Below are 15,964 nucleotides of genomic sequence, written 5' to 3'. Positions count from 1 at the left end.
GAGGCCTCTACTCGACCGCGCCCGTAGGCTGGTGGGCAACCGCAGAACGGCCCTGTTCGGCTCTACGAAAGACTTAAGCCACTCGGGCTCGGAGGAAAGTAAGGTCGCTGGAGTGGGGATTTTCCGGAGGAAGCGGCCTGCCGCGGTCGCCCGCGAGGTGGTGCGGGACCACACCTACGACGACGCGATCCTGGACATCGCGGCGGAGGAGATGGACGCGGGCCACCTGAGGGCGGCGACGACGGTGCTCGCGGAGTGCCGTGACCAGCCCGAGTTGCGGGCGCTGCGGGTCGAGGTGCTGGGCGAGCACGCCATCGGCCACGCCGACGAGCTGCTGGAGCTGGCGAAGAACAACACCGACCCCGACCTGTGGCTGCTGGCCGGCACGGCGTTCATCCGGGAGGCGTGGGCGATCCGCGGTTCGGGGCGGGCGGACAGCGTCGGCAAGGACCGGTTCAAGGTCTTCTTCGGCACCCTCCGCAAGGCCGTCGGCCCCCTCCACGAGGCCGCGAAGCTCCTGCCGCGGGACGCGGTGCCGTGGGCGCAGTTGCAGACGGCGGGGCTCGGCTTGCAGGTGGACCGGGACCAGAAGGACGAGGTGTGGCGGGAGATCGTGGCGCGGTGCGCGACGCTGTACCCGGCGCACTGGACCCGGTTGCAGATCCTGGCCACCAAGTGGGGTGGGTCGGCCGAGGAGATGATGGCGTTCGCCCAGGGCAGCGTCGACGCCGCACCGCCCGGCGACCCGGTGGTGGCGATGCTGCCGTTGGCGCATTTCGAGATCTTCCTGGAGCAGTTCGAGGATGCCGTGCAGTCGCGTTCGGCGTTGAAGATCGCGACGCTGAAGATGCGCTACTTCAGCCGGAACCGCGACGAGATCGCCACGGCGGCGGACAAGTGGGACTCCACCCCCACCAAGCCCCATCCCCGCGCCCTGCAAGCGCACAACCTGTTCGCGGCTGCTTTCGCCCTGGCCGACGACGCGCCCCGCGCGAAACGCCACCTGCTCGGCATGCGCGACCACGTGCACGAGGTGCCGTGGGCGTATGTCGCTTATCTGGCCGATGACCTGGAGAAAGAGTATTCCGAGCTGGCGAACAAGTACCTCTAGGTCCGCCGCCGTTCAGGCACCGATCCCCCGCAGGATCGTGTCGGTGAGTTTGTCGACGTAGTCCGGTTCCGCCTCGGCGGCGCGCACGGTGAGCCGCCAGTAGATCGCCGCGGCGAACAGGTCCAGCGCGATCTCCAGGTCGGTGTCCGCACGCAGTTCGCCGCGTTCGACCGCGCGCTGGAACACCGCCGCGGCGCGCTCCCGCCGAGGCTCGCCGATCATGGTCTTCACGATGTCGCCCAGCTCCGGGTTGCGGCCCATCTCGGCCACCAGGTCGGGCAGGATCCGCGAGAAGCGGGGGTGGGTCAGCCAGGCCATGAGCGCGTCCACCGTCTCGCGCAGGTCGCCCCGCAGTGAGCCGGTGTCCGCGGCCGGGGTCCGCGCCACGCTGAACTCGGAGATCACCGAGATCGCCATCTCCTGCTTGGACGGCCAACGGCGGTAGAGCGCGCTCTTGCCGACTCCCGCCCGTTTCGCGACGGCTTCCATCGACAGCCGGGCGTAGCCGTGCTCGGCCAACTCGTCGAGCACGGCTTCGGTGATGGCCTGGGTGACGCCGGGTTGCAGCACGGCTGCGCCGGTGGGCGTGCGGGGGCTCATCCCCGGATCTTAGCGATTGGACGATACGGACCCGTCCCGTGTACGTTTGGACGGGACGGGACCGTATCGTCCAACCTGAGGAGTAGTCCTTGTGAACGCCAGCGAAGTGGTCGACCACGCTCTGGAACTCCTGCTCGCCAAGGACATGGCGGCCTTCGCCGGGCTGTGGGCGGAGACAGGGGTGATCGAGTTCCCGTTCGCGCCGCCCGGCTATCCGCAGCGGGTCGAAGGCCGTACGGCGATCCACGAGTACGTGCGCGGCTACCCGGACCTGCTCGACGTGCGGGAGATCGCCGACCGGGTCGTGCACCGGACCGTGGACCCCGAAGTGGTGATCGTCGAGTTCGAGGCCGCCGGAGTCGTGGTCGCCACCGGGCGGCCGTACCGGCTGCGCTACATCGCCGTCGTCACCGTGCGGGACGGCGAGGTCCGGCACTACCGCGACTACTGGAACCCGCTGGCCGCGGCCGAGGCGATGGGCGGCTCGGACGACCTGAACGCCGCGTTCTCCGGTGGTGCGCATGCCTGACGTCCTGGTTCTCGGCGCGACCGGCACGACCGGTTCGCGAGTCGCCGCTTTCCTGACCCGGCGCGGTGTTGTGACCCGAGTGGCCACCCGCACGCCGACGGCCGCCGGGCACGTGCGGTTCGACTGGGCGGACCGGGAGACCCATGCGCCCGCGTTGCACGGGGTGTCGGCGGTCTACCTCGTCGCGCCGGTCGCGGAGCCCGATCCCGTGCCGTGGGTGGAGCCGTTCCTGGCGGAGGCCGCCCGCCAGGGCGTCCGGCGGGTCGTGCAGCTCAGCTCGTCCGCGGTGCCGGAGGGCGCGCCGGGACTGGGCGCGGTGCACCGCCTGGTCCGCGCCACCACGCCCGAGTGGGCGGTCCTGCGGCCGTCGTGGTTCATGCAGAACTTCACCGGGGAGCACTCCCTCGCGGCGGACGTGCGCGCCGGTGAGATCGTCACCGCGACGGGCGAGGGCCGGGTGGCGTTCGTCGACGCGACGGACATCGCCGCCGTCGCCGGGCACGCGCTGGTCGACGAGGTGTCGCACAACACCGAGCACGTCCTGACCGGTCCCGAGGCGCTGAGCTACAGCGAAGCCGCCGCGATCGTCGCGCGGCGGATCGGCAGGCCGGTGCGCCACCGGGCCGTCACGGCGGCCGAACTGGCGCGGCACCTCACCGAACGCGGAATGTCTGCGGCTTACGCCGAGGTGCTGGCCGCGCTCGACACCGACATCGGCGCGGGGTCGGAAGACCGGGTCACCGACACCGTCGAACGCGTCACCGGCCGCCCGGCCCGTAGTTTCCGGGAGTTCGCCGAGGCGGAGGTCCGGTGACCGCACCCGGTGGCCGGGTCGTAGTGCTTCACCAACTCTCGTGCGTCCAGCAGCGGTAACGGCATGTCTCAGCTCCTGAGGCTCGACACCGATGGCGGCCTGCACCGGATGGCGACGACGTCGCCGGTCACCACGACCTCACCCGCCGCGTGCGGCACGACCACCGTGCTGCCCCGGTGCACCGCGACGGGACCGAGCGTGCCGGCGCCTTCCAGCACCACGAACACGCCGAACGAGGGCTCCAACGCCGCCGTGCCGGACACGTGCAGCCGGTCGGCGCGGAAGAACGGGTCGGCCTGCGCGTCGAACAGGTTCACCGACTCACCGGTCAACGCCCGCGTCCGCCGCACCAGGTCGTCGGCCGACTGGGCGCGGCGCTCCACGCAGTCCAACGCCTTGTCGTAGCCCAGACCCAGGTGCCCGGCCTCGGCGTCGGCCAGAAAACCCCGCCACTCCAACGTGACGGAGAAATCGGTCGGCTGCTGGAGTTCGACGATGAACACGCCCTCCCCGATCGCGTGCGGCACGCCGGCGGGCACGAACACCGTGTCACCGGGTGAGACCTTCACCGGGTTCAACGCGCCCAGCATCGCCGCCGAGTCCTGAGTGGACACCCACGCGGCGACGACGGCGGCGGGCACGTCCTCGCGGAACCCGATGTAGACCGTCGGGGCCGGCCCCGACGTGCCGATCACGATCCACGCCTCGGTCTTCCCGTGCCGGCACGCCAGGTGCGCGGACGCGAACGCGTCGGACGGGTGGCAGTGCACCGGCAACCGCTGCCCCGCGTCGAGCAGCTTCACCAGCAACGCGGTGTCCCCGCCGAACTCCGCCGCGTGCTCCTCGCCCAACCACGACACCGGGTCCGCCGCCACCGCGTCACGCAACCACCGCCCGTCCGGCAGCCGGGTCAACCCGGCCTCGTCCTTGCCGAACTGCGTGGTGGTCGACGCGACCCAGTCCTCCGGTCCCCGATCGGCCTCGTCCTGGGTCCGGAACGCCGCGATAGCCGCCCCGCCCCGGTAGAACTGCCGCGGCTGGTTCGCCTCCAGCGTGATGGGTTCGGTGTCGGTCATGGTCGTACCTCTCCTGATCCGCGGGCCACCAAACGAACCGGCAGGACGACGCGGCGGGGTGGGGAGCCGTCGCCGTCCAGTCGGGCGAAGAGCAGGTCGGCCGCGGCCTTGCCGAGCGCGCTCGCGTCGTGCGCGATCACGGTCACCGGCGGCGACAGCAGGTCGGCCAACTCGAAGTCGTCGAAGCCCACTAAAGCGGGCCGCACGGAAGAACCCGCCAACGCCCGGACCGCGTGCACGGTGATCCGGTTGTTCCCGGTCACCACCGCGGTGGCCGGGTCGGCGGAGTTCTGCAGGCCCTGCAACGCCTTGCGCACCGACTCCTCGTCGTGCGGCCCCATGACCACCAGCGACTCGTGGTAGCCGATGCCGGTCCGCGCGCAGCCCTCGCGGTAGCCGCGGAGGCGTTCGTTGGCGGTGAAGATGTCCGGCGCGTCACCGAGGAACGCGATCCGCCGATGTCCGAACGACGCCAGGTGCGCCACCGCCTCGACGGTGCCGCCGATGTTGTCCACCAGCACGGTGTCCGCCACGGCGTCACCGGCCGGCCGGTCCAGGAACACCACCGGCGTGCCCGCGCGCATCTCCGGCATCAGGTACCCGTGCTGCAACCCGGCGGGCACGATCAGCAGCCCGTCCACCCGCCGTGAGCAGAACTCCAGCGACAGCTCACGTTCCCGCACCGGGTCCTCATCGGACGATCCGGTGATGACCAGCCGCCCGCGCAGCCGCGCGATCTCCTCGACCGCGCGCGTCACGCCCGAGTAGAACGGGTTGCCGACGTCCTCCAGCACCAGGCCGATGGTGCCGGTGGACGAGCCGCGTCGCAGGTTGCGGGCGCTGAGGTTGCGCCGGAAGCCGAGCTGGTCTATTGCCGCGAGCACCCGTTCGGCCGTCGTCGGGTGCACACCGGCCTCGTCGTTCACCACGCGTGAGACGGTCTTGATGCTGACGCCCGCCAGCCGCGCCACGTCGTTCATCGTGGCCCGCCGCACCTTGCGGGCGCCTGCCGCGCCGTTCGGGGACAACGTTGTCATAGTGGCCGAATCACACACCCCGACCCCACGTATGTCAACGACTCGAACTGTCTCAAAACGGACAACCATCGGCCTCGGGGTTGACACCACCCCCGCACTCTCCGCAAGTATGCGATTACGGTTAGTGCGCCGCATGATCCTGGCGTCCCTGGTGGTGGCGGTTATGGTGAGTCCCGTGACGGCAACGGCCCAGCCCGAGCAGTTCGATCCCGTCGAGTCGGTGAACACGTTCATCGGCACCAAGGACGACGGGAACACGTTCCCGGGCGCGTCGATGCCGTTCGGCATGGCGCACTCCAGCCCGATCGGCTCGCACTACGCCGGTTACCGCTACGACGACCCGGTGATCCGCGGGTTCGGGCACTTCTTCCTGTCCGGCGCGGGCTGCTGGGAACAGGGCGGGTTGGTGTCGATCCTGCCGACCACGGGCCTGCCGGGCAGCTTCGACCACCGCTCCTACGGCGTCGGGTACACGCACGACGGCGAGGTCGGCAAGCCCGGCTACTACCGCGTCGGCCTGGCGTCCGGCATCACCGCGGAGTCGACGGCGACGACCCGTTCCGGCGTGGAGCGGTTCACGTTCCCGGACGGTGTGACGCCGCACGTGCTGGTGAACGTGGGCCAGGCGAACGACAAGGAGCCGGTGTTCGCCAGCGGCATCCGGGTGGTGGACGACCGGACGTTGGCCGGGACCGTGGTGTCGCAGGCGTTCTGCGGCGGCAAGCCGTATACGACGTACTTCACCACCACGTTCGACCAGCCGTTCAAGACGACCGGCAACTGGGGCGGTGCGGACGGTGGCGCGGGGCTGCGCGGCCAGTGGGTGACGTTCGACGGCGGCCCGGTCACCGCGGCCACCGCGATCTCGCACGTGGACGCCGAAGGCGCGACGAAGAACCTCGGCGAGGCCAAGGGCAAGTCGTTCGACACTCTCCGTGCGGCGGCTCAGGCGGCGTGGCGCGAGGAGTTGTCGAGCATCGAGATCGAGACGGCGAACGCGGCCGACCGCACCGTCTTCTACACCGCGCTCTACCACGTGCTGTTGCAGCCGTTGACGGGCAATGACGTGGACGGCCGGTACCGCGGGTTCGACAACCAGGTGCACCGGGCCGACGGCTGGACGTACTACGAGTACTTCTCGCTCTGGGACACCTACCGGGCGCAGAACCAGTTGCTGGCGCTGCTGCGGCCGGGGCGGGCGAAGGACATCGCGCGGTCCGTGCTGGCGATCCACGAGCAGGGCGGCTGGCTGCCCCGGTGGGCGTACGCCAACCAGGAGACCAACACCATGACCGGCGACCCGGTCACCCCGTTCCTGGTGGACCTGTGGCGGTTCGGCGCTCTGGAGGGGTTGGCGGAGCAGGCTTACCGCGCGTTGTGGCAGAACGCCACCTCCGTGCCGCCGGCGTCGTCGCCGTTCGAGGGACGGGTCGGCAACACGTCGTACCTGGCGAACGGTTTCGTGCAGTACGACAAGGACTTCCCCAAGAAGGGGCAGGACGTCGATCCGCACCACGGCGCGTCGGCGACGATGGAGTACGCGTTGGCGGACTGCTCGCTGTCGATCATGGCTGACGCGCTGGGCCACGAGGACGACGCGTCGGTACTGCGCGGACGTGGGCTGAACTACCGGGTGCTGTGGGACGGCACGGTGTCGGACCGCGGTTTCACCGGCTTCCCCCGGCCCAAGCTGGGCAACGGCGCGTGGCTGACCCCGTTCACGCCGCAGGGCCAGGACGGGTTCCACGAGGGCACGGCGTGGCAGTACCAGTGGCTGGCGCAGCAGGACGTGGCCGGACTGGTGCAGCGGCAGGGCGGCAAGGACGCGTCCCTCGCCCGGCTGGACGACTTCTTCGCCTACCCGGACCTGGTCGCGGACCCGGCCAGGACGGTCCGGGAGAAGTGGGTCGTCGGGCCGTACAACTACTACAACCAGTACCGCTACAACCCGAACAACGAGCCGGACCTGCACGTGCCGTGGATGTACGCGCTGGTGGGGCAGCCGTGGAAGACGTCGGCGGTGGTGCGTGCGGCGCAGACGTTGTTCGTGGACGCGCCGAACGGCGTGACCGGCAACGACGACCTGGGGCAGATGTCGGCCTGGTACGTGTTCAGCGCGCTCGGCCTGTACCCGGTGACGCCGGGCACCGGGCAGTTCGTGCTGAACGCGCCGAGGTTCAGCCGGGCGGTGGTCCACCTGGAGAACGGGCGTGACATCACCATCACCGCCGCCGGCGCGGACTCGACCAAGCTCCAGTACGTGCAGTCGCTCCGCCTCGGCACCGTGTCACGTGACAAGGCCTACCTGGACTACCAACAACTCCGGCACGGCGCGCACCTCGACTACCGCCTGACGACGGACCCGTCCAAGGCGACGTGGGCTACCGGTTCGGCGTCGGCGCCGGCCTCACTGTGCACAGGTGAGTACGTCTCGTAATCGGAGGCACGCGCACAGCTACCACCCGATCGACCGAAAGTCGCAATCCTCGATCTACTTTGGTAGTCGAACGACGAAAGCACCGCAGTCGGGCCGCACGCCGTAATAGCGTGCCGCTATGACTGGGGCACGCATTCCGGCCGTTGTGGCTGCGGACATCCGAAAGAGCTACGGCGAGCTGAAAGCGGTGGACGGCGTCTCGTTCACCGTGGCCGAAGGGGAGTTCTTCGGCATCCTGGGGCCGAACGGCGCAGGCAAGACGACCACGCTGGAGATCGTCGAAGGCCTGCGCAAGGCGGACACCGGCCAGGTCACGCTGCTCGGCGAGAACCCGTGGCCGCGCAACCCGAAGCTGCTGCCGAGGATCGGCGTCCAACTCCAGGCATCGAGCTTCTTCGAGAAGTTGACGGCGCGTGAACAGCTCCAGACATTCGGGTCGCTCTACGGCGTGAGCAGACAGAGAGCCGACGAGATGCTGGAGCTCGTCGGCCTGTTGGACAAGGCGGACGTGCAGGAGAACAAGCTGTCCGGCGGGCAGCGGCAGCGGCTGTCGATCGCGTGCGCGCTGGTGCACGACCCGGACATCGTGTTCCTGGACGAGCCGACCGCCGCGCTGGACCCGCAGGCCCGCCGCAACCTGTGGGACGTGTTGCGCGCCATCCAGGCCAGGGGCAAGACCATCGTCTACACCACGCACTACCTGGACGAGGCCGAGATCCTGTGCGACCGGGTGGCGATCATGGACCGGGGGCGCATCCTCGCCATGGACGCGCCCGCGACGTTGGTCCGCGGTCTCGACGCGCCCACGCACGTGGTGCTCCAGAAGGGTCTGCTGACGCGTGAGGCGGCCCGTGGCATCACCGGGGTCGAGGACGCCCAGGAGGACGAGGTCTCGTTGACCATCTCCACCCGCAAGCCCGCGCCGGTCCTGTCGGCGCTCGCCGAACGCGGCACCTTGGACGGGCTCCAGGTGCGCACGGCCACGTTGGAGGACGTGTTCCTGGATCTGACCGGACGGGAGTACCGCGCATGACCGCGTTCCGGAGCTTGTCGACAGCCATGATCAAGGGGTTCCTGCGGGACAGGATGACGTTGTTCTTCGTCTTCCTGTTCCCGTTGATGTTCCTGGTCGTGTTCGGGCTGCTGTTCAGCGACCCGGGCAGTGACAAGACGAAGATCGGGACGGTCGGTGACGGGCCGGTGCTGTCGGCGTTGGAGCAGACCGGCGCGTTGGAGCTGGAGAAGTACGGCGACTCGGCCACCGCGCGGCAGAAGGTGAACGACGGCGACCTGCCGGCTGTCGTGGTGGTGGACGGCGATCAGGTCGAGGTGGTGTTCGCGGCCAGCGACCAGGTCGCGGCGGGCACCGTGATCGGGATCGTGTCCGGTGTGGTCGACAAGATGAACCTCACGGCGGCCGGCGTGCCGCCGCGGTTCACGGTGGAGGCCACTTCGGTGGAGGACGCGTCGCTCAAGCCGATCCAGTACCTGACGCCGGGCATCCTGTCGTGGGCGATCTCGATCTCGGGTGTGTTCGGGTCGGCGCTGACCATGGTGTCGTGGCGGAAGAAGCAGGTGCTGCGGCGCATCCGGCTGGCTCCGGTCAGCACGACGACCGTGCTCACCTCCCGTGTGCTGGTGAGCGTGGGCACCGCAGTGGCTCAGGGCATCGTGTTCGTAGCCGTCGCCATGCTCCCGCTGTTCGGCCTGCAACTGACCGGCCAGTGGTACCTCGCGCTGCCTCTGCTGGTGCTCGGCACCATGGCGTTCTTCGCGATCGGGATGCTGGTCGGGGCGTTCTGCAAGACCGAGGAGGCGGCGTCCGGCGCGGCGAACCTCATCATCATGCCGATGGCGTTCCTGTCCGGCACGTTCTTCCCCGTGGAGAACGCCCCCGCCTGGCTGCAGGCCGTCTCCAACGCCTTCCCGTTGCGCCACATGAACGACGGCATGCTGGACGTCCTGGTACGCGGCAAGGGCATCGAAGCCCTCCTGCTCCCCTCCGCCGTCCTGATCGCCTTCACCCTGACCATCGGCTTCATCGCCGCCCGAGTCTTCCGCTGGGAAGACTGAACCCCGCGTGTCCAACCTCCAGAACGCGCGTGTCCAACGTTCAAGTCGCGCGTGTCCAACCTCCAGAACGCGCGTGTCCAACGTTCAGAACACCCGAGTTGAACACTCAGGTTCGCGCGGATGTCGCCGAACGTGGAGGTCGTGCGTTCTGAGCGCTCAACTCGCGCGTTCTGAGTGTTGGACACGCGCGTTCTCAAGGTTGGACACGCGTGTTCTGAGTGTTGGACACGCGGGTGGGGGAGGCCGGAAGGGGGGTGAGGGGGGTCACTGGCCACAATGGGGGCATGTTCAGCAGCGCTGTTGGTCGGTTTCGGGTGTTCGCCTTGGCCGAGGCGGTGTCGTGGGCCGGTCTGTTGATCGGGATGTTCTTCAAGTACGTCGTGGTCGAGAACGAGATCGGCGTGAAGATCTTCGGGCCGGTGCACGGTGTGATCTTCGTAGGGTACGTCCTGGTGACGTTGATGCTGGCGCAGCGCTGGGACCGGCGGACGCTGATCCTCGGCTTGGTCGCGAGCATCCCGCCGTTCGGCACGGTGGTGTTCGAGCGCTGGGCGAACCGGACCGGGCGGCTGGACGAGGTCCAGGGTGAGGTTCAGGGCGAGGTTCAGACCGCCAAGGACTGAGCGCGCTCCAACTCCGCCTCCGGGTCACCGAGGTGGTAGACGCGTTCGCTCGGCTCGATGTTGTCCAGGAACTCCTGGTACACCAACGCACCCACGAGGTGTGACGCCGGGCGGGCGTGCCGCAGCGCGCTCAGCGGATCGCTCGACGGGTAGTGGCTCAGCCACGCCTCCACCCACGCCCGTTCGATCGCCGGGCGGAACTCCGGTGCCACGAACCCGATCAACCGCCCGGCGTCCAACGCCGGGTGGCCCCAGTGCGCGTCACCCCAGTCGAGCACGACCCCACCGGAACGCCAGTTGCCCGGGTGGAAGTCGCCGTGCAGCAAGGTGTCCGGCAACCCGAAGTCGGGCACCCGCACCCCGCGCACCCGCAACCGCGGCTCACCCGCCAACGCCGCCTGCACCGCCACCCACCGCGGCACGATCCGCGAGATCACCTCGTCGCTCGGCCGCCAGCAGTCCACCCCGGACGCCTCCGCGAGCAGAACCCGACCGGGTTCCGACGCGATCAGCACGGGAGCCAAGGACGGGTCGACCGACGCCACCAGCCTGATCACCGCGGCCTCGTCCGCCATGAACGGCGGCGTGGCCTTGGCCCACACCGTCCCACCCGCGGTCGGCAACCGGTACAGGCACGACAGGTTCCACGTCTTCACCTGCACGGCCGGACCGGTCACGTCGACGTGCCGCCGCGCCCACTCCACCAACGCGGCCGGCCCACCCGGACGCGCCCACGGCAGCCGCAGCGGGTGGTCCGGGAACTCGTGCTGCTCGGTGATCGACAAGCCGTCCGGCACCCGGTCGGCCTCCACCTGGTACGTCACCACGCCGTCACGCATAGCCGGGGCAGTGGTGCCGACCAGTCGCAACACGCTCGTCGTCACGCCCAGCACCCGGTCCAGGTGCCCGGTCACCGGCTCGACGTCGTTCCACCACGGGCTGTCCACCGTGAACGGCTCGGTCTCGCCCACGTACCGGCCGCCGACCGTCACCAGAGCCCTGATCTCCCGCACGCGTGCAGCGTGACGAAACCACCGGACCGCTGTCGAACGAATTCAGTCCTCGAAGTCGCCGACCGCGCGCCGGACCTTCGCCAGCAGGTCGGTCAGCTGCTCGGTCTGCCGGTCGGTCAACCCGCGCAACCCGAACTCGACGCTCGTCACGGCTTCCGTGGCGGCCTCACGCCGGGCGTGCCCGGCCTCGGTGATCTCCACCAACGTGGTGCGCCGGTCGGTGGGGTGCGGGTTGCGGCGCACGAGCCCGTCGGCTTCCAACCGGTCCACGATGTTCGTGACGCTGGTCGGGTGCAGCTGGAGGCGTTCGCCCATGACCCGCATCGGCAGGCTGCCCGTGCGGGCGAACGTCAACAGCACCAGCGCCTCGAACCGCGCGAACGTCAGCCCGTGCGGTTTGAGGGCGGCGTCCACGGCGGACTGGATGATCTGCTGTACTCGCATGACGCTCGTGACCGCCGCCATCGCCGTCGACGGTCCGATCCGCTTCTCCCACAGCTCGGCGGCGCGCGCGATGGGGTCGAACGGCAGCGGCTGGGACGTCATGCGCCGAAGCTACCAGTGAGTACCCGTCCAGCAGGAGGCAGCAGTGCTCGTCGCGTTCAGTGTCAGCCCGCTCGGCGGGGAGTCCGACGGGGTGGCCGCGGCCGTCGCGGAAGCCGTGCGGGTCGTCCGCGAGTCCGGCTTGCCCAACGAGACCAACGCCATGTTCACCCTGGTCGAGGGCGAGTGGGACGAGGTGATGGCGGTGGTGAAGAAAGCGACGGAGGTCGTGCAGGCCACCGCGCCGCGGGTCAGCCTGGTGCTCAAGGCGGACATCCGGCCCGGCTACACGGGCCAGCTCACGGCCAAGGTCGAGCGCGTCGAACAGCACCTCGCCGGCGACTAGGTCACGCTCCAGTACGTGCGCGTCGAGCGGCGTCGAGCGGCGAGCGGAGCGGGTTCGGGTTCGGGGCGTCCAATTAAGTTGTTGGGCATGACGCCGAGAGACCTGTGGTTGCGCTTCGAGACCTACCACGACGTCACGTACTTCTCGCCGGAGTCGCGAGCGGTCACCGACGAGTTGGGCTGCAAGGGCGGCTGGATGGGCTACTTCGCCCAGCGCGCGGCACCGCTGGGCGCGGTGCCGCCGGAGATCGTGACCGCCGCCTTCTTCAGCTTCCACCCGCGCATGGTGTCCCGCGCGCTGCCCGACGCGTGGGAGGTGGCCGGCCCCACCAGGTTCCTGGACGCACGCCTGGAGGGCGTCGACCGCGCGCTGCGCCGGATGCTGGAGAGCCTGGACGTCGCCGAAGCCGCCGAACTGGCCGGGCAGGCGGCCGAGGCGGCGCCGTTGCCGGGGCGGGTGCTGGCCGCGGCGAACCGCGCCCTGCCCGTGCCCGACGAGCCGCACCTGGCGTTGTGGCAGGCGTGCACGACGTTGCGCGAATCGCGCGGTGACGGCCACATCGCCGCGTTGGTGGCCGCCGACCTGAGCCCGTGCGAGACGTTGGTGCTGTTCAGCGCGGACAAGGGCCTCGAACCGGCGTACATGCGTGCCGCGCGCGGTTGGTCGGAGGACGAGTGGCGGGATGCCGAAGCGACGCTCACCGACCGCGGCCTGTTCGACGGCGGCCTCACCCCGGCCGGTCGGGCGCTGCGCGAGGACGTCGAACGGCGAACCGACGAGACCGCCACCAGTCCGTGGCAGGTCCTGGGTGACGCGGGCACGGCGCGGTTCGTGGACCTGATGACCCCGATCGCCCGCCGCCTGGGGCACCTGAACGACGCCATGCGGACCAACCCGATGGGTATCGACCCGGTCGCGCAACTCCCCGGCTAGCCGCGCGCGGCTCACGGTCCGTCTCGTGTCAGGATGGAAGGCGTGACAAGGCCAGACCCCCGCAAGAACGCCGCACTGTCCGCCGCGCTGTCCGGGGCGGTCGACCTCGGCGCGCTGAAGGCCCGGGCCGACGCCGCGAGGCAGCGCGCCACCACCACACCCCCGCCGTCCGGTGGCGGGGCCGGAGGTTCGGACGCCGGTCCGAGCCCGTGGGTGCTGGACGTCACCGAGGCGACGTTCCAGTCGGTGGTCGAGCGCTCGATGGAAGTACCGGTCGTCGTCGAGCTGACCGCGTCGTGGAGCCCCGAGGCAGGCCAGCTCTCACCCGTGCTCGAACGCGCCGCCAGGGCGGGCGGCGGCACCTGGCTGCTGGCCAGAGTCGACCTGGACGCCAGTCCGCGCATCGGCCAGGTGTTCGGCGTGCAGTCGGTGCCGACCGTCGTCGCGATCGCCGGCGGCCAGCCCATCGACGCCTTCGCCGGACCACTGCCGGACGCCGAACTCGACCAGTGGATCAACCGCCTGCTGGACGCCCTCCGCGACCGCCTGCCCGGCATCAAGGCCGCGGAGGCGAACCTCGCCGCGCCCCCCGGCGCCGAGCCCTTGGCCGAGCCCGAGGACCCGCGCTTCACGGCCGCCGAGGAAGCCTTCGAGGTGGGCGACTTCGCCGCCGCCGAGGCCGCGTACGAGGCCATCCTGGCGGCAGAGCCGGCCAACGCCGAGGCGAAGGCAGCCCTGGCCCAGGTCCGCTTCACCGCGCGCGCCGAGGCCGTGCCGGCGGACGCCATCACCAAGGCTGACACCAATCCCGACGACCTCGACGCCCAACTCGCCGCGGCCGACCTGGAGTTGGCGACGAACGACGTCGAGCAGGCGTTCAAGCGCCTGGTCGACACGGTCCGCCGGGTGTACGGCGACGACCGCGACAAGGTCCGCGAACACCTGGTGAGCCTGTTCGAACTGTTCCCGCCCGAGGACGACCGGGTCGCCAAGGCCCGCCGCAACCTCGCCAGCGCCCTCTTCTGACCAGCACTTAGAGACCCACCGAGTCCAGACACCCGGTCCAGAGACCGGGTTCAGACATCGACCCACGTACCGAATCGCTGCGCAGGGGTCCTCCGCCCAGGGGGACCCCTGTTTTTAATCCTGCCGCAGCGGACCGACATTCACGGGCGGGTCGGGCGTCGGCTGTGGATAACCGGTGCGCCCGGTCGCGGTTGGTGGATAACTTCACTGCGAGAGCTCTCCGCTGCGAAGTGCCACTGCGCCGGTGCCACTGCGCCGGTGCCACTGCGCCGGTGCGGCTGCGTAAGTGCGGCTGCGCAAGCGCCACCGCGAAAGCGCCACGGGGAGCGTTCAGGGCGAGATCAGCCGGCGTACTTGCGGGTGCACAGGCCCGAGCCCTGGTAGAAGCCGTCCCGGAACGCCTCCACCCGGGCGAACCCGGACGGCACGGTGGTCCCGTTCACGTCCGCCGCGATCAGGCTCTTGTCGGCCAGCAACTCGGCCACCGCCTCGTCCAGGTCGCCGGACGACAGTCGCAGCCGCGCGCTGCTCTGGTTCGTCGCCCCGGCCCACGACCCGGTCAGGCAAGCCGTGCGCAACCCGGCCGCCGGCCCTTCCAGCCCGTACCCGGTCGCCTTCTGGATCGACAGCGCGAACCGCGAAGCGATCTCGGCGAAAGCGGCGAAGTCGCCGATCCCGCCCTTCTGCCCGCGCTTGGGCGGCGTGCCGATCTTCACCAGGTCGACCAGGTCGATGGAGATCGAGTTGGTCGACGGGCAGTACGACGCGGGCGAGGTCTCGGAGACGTCCTGACAAGGCGACTCGGTGGTCGACAACGACGGCGGAGTCGCGCCGGACTGCTTGTAGGCGTCCCGCAACGACTCCTCCAGCGCCTCCAGCGACGCGGGGTCGTCCACCTTCAGGTTGCCCTTGCCCAGCCCGGTGTCCTTCTCCTGCGAATCGAACTTCTGCTGCGTGATCCGGGACTTGATCTCCGCCTCGTCGATCTGCGCGCACCGCTTGGGGTCACCGGCGAACCCGAACTGGAACGCCGCCACCCGGTCGAACGCGCTGCCGTGCGCGCCCTGCTTCTCGGCCGACGTGCCCGCCGCGTCCCGGATGAAGAACATCGTCGCCAGCACCTGGTTCAACCCGGGCCCGGTCGAGATCCGGAAGTGCTTGGCCTTCCCCTCGGCCACCCACCGGAAGAAGTTGCCCGCGTAGCAGTCGGCCTGCTGCTCCTTGATGATCGACGGCGTGGCCTGGGTGACCCCGCCCTCGGCGCCGAGCTTGTACTGGATCGCGTGACCCATCTCGTGCGCCAGCACCGTCACCACCGACATCGGCCCGAACGCGTCGTCCAGCATCGGCAGCAACTCGCCGCGGTCCCAAGCGATCGAGTCGTCCAGGGAGCAGTAGAACGCGTTCGCCACACCAGCGGTGTTCGTGCGGCAGATGTCCACGCCCGCGCCGTTGGAGTCGTAGGACACCAACCGCTTCACCGGCTCGAACTCCTTGCCGAACCGCGCGGGCAGCTGCTCGGCCCAGTACTCCTCGACGTCGGCCAGCGTGTTGATCGCCAGCCGGTCCATCTCGCCGCCGTCACCGTTCTCCACCTGGAGGTCGGCGTCCGGGACACCGGGCTTCGCGCCGCTCTCCCCGGTGGTGATGTCCAACCCGGCCACCTTGGTGACGTCCGGCCGCTCCGACCGACCCGACCCGCTTACGGTCTGGGTGCACGCGGTCAACGCCATCGCGGCGACGAGCGTCGCGGCCACCCATGCTCGTCGAGCCATGCCCAAGCCCCATCCCCAGTCGTGCCGA

Annotated in this window: 16 protein-coding genes; 10 read left to right on the top strand and 6 right to left on the bottom strand. The window is 69.9% G+C overall.

Annotation, left to right across the window (positions count from 1 at the left end; translation table 11 throughout):
- Positions 1–112 precede the first annotated feature (112 nt).
- Complete coding sequence (locus tag ALI22I_RS33230) at positions 113–1,111, top strand: hypothetical protein (RefSeq protein ID WP_238598711.1); 999 nt, start codon at positions 113–115, stop codon at positions 1,109–1,111.
- 12 nt (positions 1,112–1,123) lie between these two features.
- On the opposite strand, the gene ALI22I_RS33225 is transcribed toward ALI22I_RS33230, so the two are convergent.
- Positions 1,124–1,711 carry a TetR/AcrR family transcriptional regulator gene (locus tag ALI22I_RS33225; protein ID WP_077009521.1) on the bottom strand — a complete coding sequence of 196 codons (588 nt, stop codon included), beginning with the start codon at positions 1,709–1,711 and terminating at the stop codon, positions 1,124–1,126.
- Between the two features lie 91 nt (positions 1,712–1,802).
- On the opposite strand from ALI22I_RS33225, the gene ALI22I_RS33220 reads away from it, so the two are divergent.
- Both ALI22I_RS33220 and ALI22I_RS33215 read left to right on the top strand, forming a co-directional pair.
- Positions 1,803–2,240: a nuclear transport factor 2 family protein gene (locus tag ALI22I_RS33220; protein WP_077009520.1), complete on the top strand. Its 438-nt coding sequence runs from the start codon at positions 1,803–1,805 to the stop codon at positions 2,238–2,240.
- Positions 2,233–3,054, top strand: a complete 822-nt coding sequence (locus ALI22I_RS33215; RefSeq protein ID WP_077010108.1) for an NmrA family NAD(P)-binding protein — start codon at positions 2,233–2,235, stop codon at positions 3,052–3,054. The genes ALI22I_RS33220 and ALI22I_RS33215 overlap by 8 nt, the downstream gene beginning before the upstream one ends.
- Before the next feature lie 68 nt (positions 3,055–3,122).
- Here ALI22I_RS33215 and ALI22I_RS33210 read toward each other — a convergent pair whose 3' ends face one another.
- Both ALI22I_RS33210 and ALI22I_RS33205 read right to left on the bottom strand, forming a co-directional pair.
- On the bottom strand, positions 3,123–4,130 hold the full coding sequence (locus tag ALI22I_RS33210; RefSeq protein ID WP_077009519.1) for a class I mannose-6-phosphate isomerase: 1,008 nt from the start codon (positions 4,128–4,130) through the stop codon (positions 3,123–3,125).
- Positions 4,127–5,110: a LacI family DNA-binding transcriptional regulator gene (locus ALI22I_RS33205; RefSeq protein WP_077010107.1), complete on the bottom strand. Its 984-nt coding sequence runs from the start codon at positions 5,108–5,110 to the stop codon at positions 4,127–4,129. The genes ALI22I_RS33210 and ALI22I_RS33205 overlap by 4 nt, the downstream gene beginning before the upstream one ends.
- Before the next feature lie 166 nt (positions 5,111–5,276).
- On the opposite strand from ALI22I_RS33205, the gene ALI22I_RS33200 reads away from it, so the two are divergent.
- From ALI22I_RS33200 to ALI22I_RS33185, 4 genes are all read left to right on the top strand, one after another.
- On the top strand, positions 5,277–7,604 hold the full coding sequence (locus tag ALI22I_RS33200) for a GH92 family glycosyl hydrolase (RefSeq protein ID WP_077009518.1): 2,328 nt from the start codon (positions 5,277–5,279) through the stop codon (positions 7,602–7,604).
- Positions 7,605–7,722: 118 nt separating this feature from the next.
- Positions 7,723–8,637 (top strand): ABC transporter ATP-binding protein, encoded by a 915-nt coding sequence (locus ALI22I_RS33195; RefSeq protein WP_077009517.1) that lies wholly within the window; start codon positions 7,723–7,725, stop codon positions 8,635–8,637.
- Positions 8,634–9,677, top strand: a complete 1,044-nt coding sequence (locus tag ALI22I_RS33190) for an ABC transporter permease (protein ID WP_077009516.1) — start codon at positions 8,634–8,636, stop codon at positions 9,675–9,677. Before ALI22I_RS33195 ends, ALI22I_RS33190 begins: the two co-directional genes overlap by 4 nt.
- Positions 9,678–9,961: 284 nt before the next feature.
- Positions 9,962–10,300: a DUF3817 domain-containing protein gene (locus tag ALI22I_RS33185; protein WP_077009515.1), complete on the top strand. Its 339-nt coding sequence runs from the start codon at positions 9,962–9,964 to the stop codon at positions 10,298–10,300.
- Here the strand turns inward: ALI22I_RS33185 and ALI22I_RS33180 are convergent.
- Together ALI22I_RS33180 and ALI22I_RS33175 are read right to left on the bottom strand one after the other, a co-directional pair.
- Positions 10,282–11,313: a phosphotransferase gene (locus ALI22I_RS33180; RefSeq protein ID WP_202971131.1), complete on the bottom strand. Its 1,032-nt coding sequence runs from the start codon at positions 11,311–11,313 to the stop codon at positions 10,282–10,284. The two genes, ALI22I_RS33185 and ALI22I_RS33180, sit on opposite strands and share 19 nt — an antisense overlap.
- 42 nt (positions 11,314–11,355) lie before the next feature.
- Positions 11,356–11,859: a MarR family winged helix-turn-helix transcriptional regulator gene (locus tag ALI22I_RS33175; protein ID WP_077009514.1), complete on the bottom strand. Its 504-nt coding sequence runs from the start codon at positions 11,857–11,859 to the stop codon at positions 11,356–11,358.
- A gap of 43 nt (positions 11,860–11,902) precedes the next feature.
- On the opposite strand from ALI22I_RS33175, the gene ALI22I_RS33170 reads away from it, so the two are divergent.
- The 3 genes from ALI22I_RS33170 to ALI22I_RS33160 all read left to right on the top strand — a co-directional run bounded on the left by ALI22I_RS33170 (position 11,903) and on the right by ALI22I_RS33160 (position 14,161).
- The gene (locus ALI22I_RS33170; RefSeq protein ID WP_077009513.1) at positions 11,903–12,202 is read left to right on the top strand and encodes an MTH1187 family thiamine-binding protein; all 300 of its coding nucleotides are present in this window, start codon (positions 11,903–11,905) and stop codon (positions 12,200–12,202) included.
- 87 nt (positions 12,203–12,289) lie between these two features.
- On the top strand, positions 12,290–13,135 hold the full coding sequence (locus ALI22I_RS33165; protein WP_077009512.1) for an SCO6745 family protein: 846 nt from the start codon (positions 12,290–12,292) through the stop codon (positions 13,133–13,135).
- Positions 13,136–13,177: 42 nt separating this feature from the next.
- Positions 13,178–14,161, top strand: a complete 984-nt coding sequence (locus ALI22I_RS33160) for a tetratricopeptide repeat protein (protein WP_077010105.1) — start codon at positions 13,178–13,180, stop codon at positions 14,159–14,161.
- 341 nt (positions 14,162–14,502) lie between these two features.
- Here ALI22I_RS33160 and ALI22I_RS33155 read toward each other — a convergent pair whose 3' ends face one another.
- Positions 14,503–15,936, bottom strand: coding sequence for a neutral zinc metallopeptidase (locus tag ALI22I_RS33155; protein WP_077009511.1), 1,434 nt, complete (start codon positions 15,934–15,936; stop codon positions 14,503–14,505).
- Positions 15,937–15,964 lie beyond the last annotated feature (28 nt).

Origin of the sequence: Saccharothrix sp. ALI-22-I, assembly GCF_001984175.1 — a bacterium.
GTDB lineage: Bacteria > Actinomycetota > Actinomycetes > Mycobacteriales > Pseudonocardiaceae > Actinosynnema.
The sequence above is the reverse complement of the archived record's forward strand: the minus strand, read 5'-3'. Positions and strand labels throughout refer to the sequence as shown.